The organism is Aquabacterium sp., assembly GCF_035476535.1.
Taxonomy (GTDB): domain Bacteria; phylum Pseudomonadota; class Gammaproteobacteria; order Burkholderiales; family Burkholderiaceae_C; genus Pseudaquabacterium.
This window is the reverse complement of the sequence record NZ_DATILJ010000184.1, coordinates 1-4,216: the sequence shown is the minus strand read 5'-3', so window position 1 is coordinate 4,216 and position 4,216 is coordinate 1. Positions and strand designations below refer to the sequence as shown.

Sequence of the window (4,216 nt, the reverse complement as noted above, 5' to 3'; positions counted from 1 at the left end):
AACAGGCCATGGCGCGCTGGATGGCCCGCAGCGCCAGCGAAAACCGCCACGGCCGCCACCGCTATGCCTGCGAGGACTTCCTCGTCTCAAACGACGAGATCGACGCCCGCCTGATGTTCTATCGCCAGCGTTACGCGGTGGTTTATGAGAACCGCTGAGTGCAGCGCCCGATCAGAAGCGGTAGCTCGCCTGCAGCGATAGCGCGCGGCCGGCCATCGGCAGGTCATCCGGGATCTGGCTGGTCGGCAGGTCGGGGCGAATCGCCGGTGCCGGCGAGAACAGGCTCGGCTGCCGAACGTCGGCGTCGAACAGATTGCGGAGGGTCGCGCTGAAGGCCCAGCGGCTTGGGGCGCTCTGGGTGCGCAGCGCCAAGTCCACCGAGGTGTAGTCGGGCACGGCCGGCCGCGTATCGCCGGCAGCGCGCCGGCGGTCCGCCACCCAATTCAGCTGCGCGCTGCACGACAAGCCGCTGGCCAACTGCCAGTCGGCGCGCGCGAACAGCTGGTGATGCGGCGCGTAGCCGGCATCGGCGCCGCTCGCCTCGTCGGTCGAGCGCTGGAAGGAATAGTTGCCCATCAACCGAAGCGTGCGGCTGGCGTCCCAACTCATCTCGAGCTCGAGCCCACTGCCGCGCTGATCGCTGGTATTGGCGTAGGTGGTCGGCGTGCCGGCCAGGCGGATGATGTCCTTCATCTTGTAGCGAAACAGGTTCACGCCGATGTGCAGGTCGGATCGCGCTTGCCAGGTTGTCGCCGCTTCGAAGGTGCTGATCGTCTCCGGCCGCAGACTGGGGTTGCCGCGCAACACCGGGTTGTTGATGCTGTACAACTCGGCGAACGACGGTGCGCGAAACGCCCGCCCGGCAAGCAGCTTGACGCTGACGTCGAGATTGGCGTCCCAGATCAGGGCCAGGCGTGGATTCGTCGTACCACCGAAGTCCGAGTACCTGTCGTGACGAAGGCCGGCGGTGAGGGCCCAGTCGCGCATCAGCTGCCATTCGTCCTGCAGCACCACGTAACTGACCTTGCGCCGCTGCGGCGTCATGAACGGCTCGGTGTTGGTGAAGTCAATGACGGACCCGACAGGAATCGGCACGCCTGCCGGGCTGAGCCTGAAGTTCTTGTGCTCCGCGATCCTGTAGAGGTCGAGGTCGTCGTAGCCGGCCCCTGCGCGCAAGCGATGCTTGTCGAAGCCGGTGTAGATCGCGAAGGCCGACAAGCGTGCCTGGCGCTCCCACTTCTCGGGCGCACCGATCAAGCCATCGGGGAACAGGTTGGGACCGATGCGCGCCTGGCTGGGCAACAGCACAAAGGGCTCGGGGACCGTGTCCCTGTATTCGAAGTAGCTCGCCAGCAGCCCGACGCTCCAGTGCGCCGCAAAGGCCGGATCGGTCCAGGACAAGTCGGTGGTCAGGCGCTCGCTCTTGCCCAGGCCCACGGGATCCAGCGCCGAACCGACACCGGCCCCGACGTGCAGCTTGTCGCGCAGCTTGTAGCCCGCGCGCCAGCGCAGCTTGTCGTGGGCCAGGTCGATGCTGGCGTCCAGCGCATCGCGGCCGGTGTACACCTGCCCGGGCGCCAGGCTGGCGCGCGTGCCGAAGATGCTGTCGTTGCGGGTCTGCGCATCGGCCCGGATGCTGTCATGCAGACCCTCCGTCGAACCCACGCGCAAGTACGCGGCCACCTCGACCGGCCCCAGCTTGCCGCCATGCAGCACCCAGCCGTCCCAGGTGCCGAATGAGCCGGCCCGCGCGCCGATCTGCGTGCCGGGCTGCTGCGCCGCCGTCTTCGTGATGATGTTGATCACGCCGGCATAGGCATCCGCGCCGTAGAGCGCGGAACCCGGTCCGCGGATGATCTCGATGCGCGCGACATTCTCGAGCGGGAAGCCGCCCCACACATTGCCCTTGCCGCCGGTGAACAAGGTGGTGGTGGGCACGCCGTTCAGCAGCATCAGCACCTGCGGGTTCTGCGGGCTGTACACGCCGCGGATCGTGTACAGCGGCGCATAGGCGACGGTGTTGCGGTCGACGTGCACACCGGGCACCGTCTCGAGCACGTCGTCCAGATCCACCGCGCCCATCGCGGCAATATCTTCGGCCGTGATCACGCTGGCGACGGCCGGTGCCCGCCGCAAGGGCTGACGCGTGCCGGTGGCGATGCTGACCATGGCCTTGTCGCCAAACACTGCCGCGAGCTCTTCTTCTTCGCTGCTGCCCTGGGCCCACGAACAGCAGGCCGGAACCAGGCACATCCAGGCCAGGGCCCTGGGAATGCAAGACAACTCGAACATGCACGACCCCCCACGTCTTCATCGAGCCGCGATCCTACAGCCCTCACAGTGCCAGGCCCGTTTCGTGAACCGATTCCTAGTAGCCATGAGGAGCGGCCAGCCGCACACATCAACTCATCATCAATTTACATTAAATGCACTATTGACTACTTTTGCCGTATATGCGATATTTTCGCTACGGGATCCGGCCACCCACAACTACCAAGCAAAGAACCTGGCCTGAAGGGATGCCCTGTGTCGCCTGAGCCCGCTGTGTCGTGAGTACGACCCGGCGCGTGTTTGCCCCGGGCCTCGGCGACGACCACGGCCACGGTTCTGCCCCGCTCTGCCTGGGCACGGCCTGCCATGTTGTCTGACTCGCATCAGGGAGATCACCATGTCCGCTTTCAGTGTCAGCCGGGAGTCCCCTGCTGCCCAGCCCTTGCTCGACTGCGCAGGCTACATCGTGCAATGCCTGCGCAGCCTGGGCGTCCGGCATGTCTTTGGCGTGCCCGGCGGCGCCATCGAACCGCTGTACAACGCCTTGGCCCGCTCCGGTCGCCAAGGCGGGCCGCGCGCGGTGGTGGCACGCGATGAATCCGGCGCCGCCTACATGGCCGATGGCCTGGCGCGCGAGACCGGCACGCTGGGGGTGTGCATCGCCACGTCCGGCCCCGGGGCGACCAACATGATCACCGGTGTCGCCTGCGCCTACGACAACGCCATTCCGCTGCTGGTGATCACCGGTCAGCCGCCGCTCCATTCGTTCGGCAAGGGTGCACTGCAGGAGTCCAGCTGTACCGGCGTCAACACGGTGAGCATGTTCAAGCACTGCACCCGCTACAACTCACTGGTCTCCCACGCGGACCAGCTGCCGGCGAAGCTGTTCAGTGCGTTGATGCAGGCCCGCTGCGCGCCGCATGGGCCCAGCCACCTGTCGATCCCGGTGGACATCCTGCGCCAGCCGGCCAGCAGCTTCGACGACACGCCCTCCTTCGCCGCCTTGCTGAGCCAGAGTCCTGTCTGGATCGACACCGCGGCAACGGACACCCTGGCCGGCCTGTTGCGCGCGGCCCGCAATCCGGTCTGGCTGATCGGCAACGGCTGCGGCGAAGCCATCCCGGCGCTGATGCAGCTGGTGCGGCTCACGCGCGGCGTCTTCATCACGACGCCCGACGGCAAGGGCCTGGTCAACGCGCGTCATGCCCAGTTCCACGGCGTGTTCGGTTTTGGCGGGCACGCGAGCGCTCGCGAGTTGCTGGCCTCGCAGCCCGACCTCGTCGTCGCGCTGGGCACCGGCTTCGGCGAATTCAACAGCGGCGGCTGGTCGCGCGACCTGCTCAACGGCCGGCTGGTCCATGTCGACGCCTGCGACGACAACCTGATGCATTCACCGATGGCCCGCCTGCATGTGCGTGGACGCATCCGCTCGGTATGCGAGCACCTGGTCTCGCTGCTGGCCTCGCCCATGGAGGCCTCCAACATCGTGCCCTTCCAGCATCCGCAGCGGTCGCGGCGGGACTACGAGGCGATGGTCGACCAGCCCCAGGCGCTGAAGAGCGAGCAGGCGCCCGTCAAGCCGCAGCGCCTGATCGCCACGCTGGCCGAGCGCTGCCCACCGCAGACGCGCTTCGTCGCCGACGCCGGCAACAGCGCGGCCTGGGCCGTGCACTACCTGGCCCCGCGCGACCGTCGCCGCAGCGGCGTACCGGCGCTGCCGCCGACGTCCTCCGCCACCGGTGGGCGCAACGACAGGCGCGCCGACAAGCCTTCCAGCTGGCTGCGCGTGACGATGGACTTCGCACCCATGGGCTGGGCCATCGGCTCGGCGGTCGGCATCGCGCTGGGCAAGCCCGGCTGCCCGGTGGTCTGCCTCACCGGCGACGGCAGCTACCTGATGAACGGCCAGGAGATCACCGTCGCCGCCGAGCTGGGCCTGCCGGTG

Annotated in this window: 2 protein-coding genes; one reads left to right on the top strand and one right to left on the bottom strand. The window is 67.6% G+C overall.

Annotated features, from left to right (window positions below):
- Window positions 1-171: 171 nt before the first annotated feature.
- Entirely contained in the window at window positions 172-2,292 is a 2,121-nt protein-coding gene (locus tag VLK61_RS18320) for a TonB-dependent receptor plug domain-containing protein (protein WP_325423061.1), read from the bottom strand.
- Window positions 2,293-2,668: 376 nt separating this feature from the next.
- Here VLK61_RS18320 and VLK61_RS18315 point away from each other — a divergent pair.
- Window positions 2,669-4,216, top strand: a 1,548-nt coding sequence (locus VLK61_RS18315) for a thiamine pyrophosphate-binding protein (RefSeq protein WP_325423060.1), incomplete at its 3' end; no start/stop codon positions are given.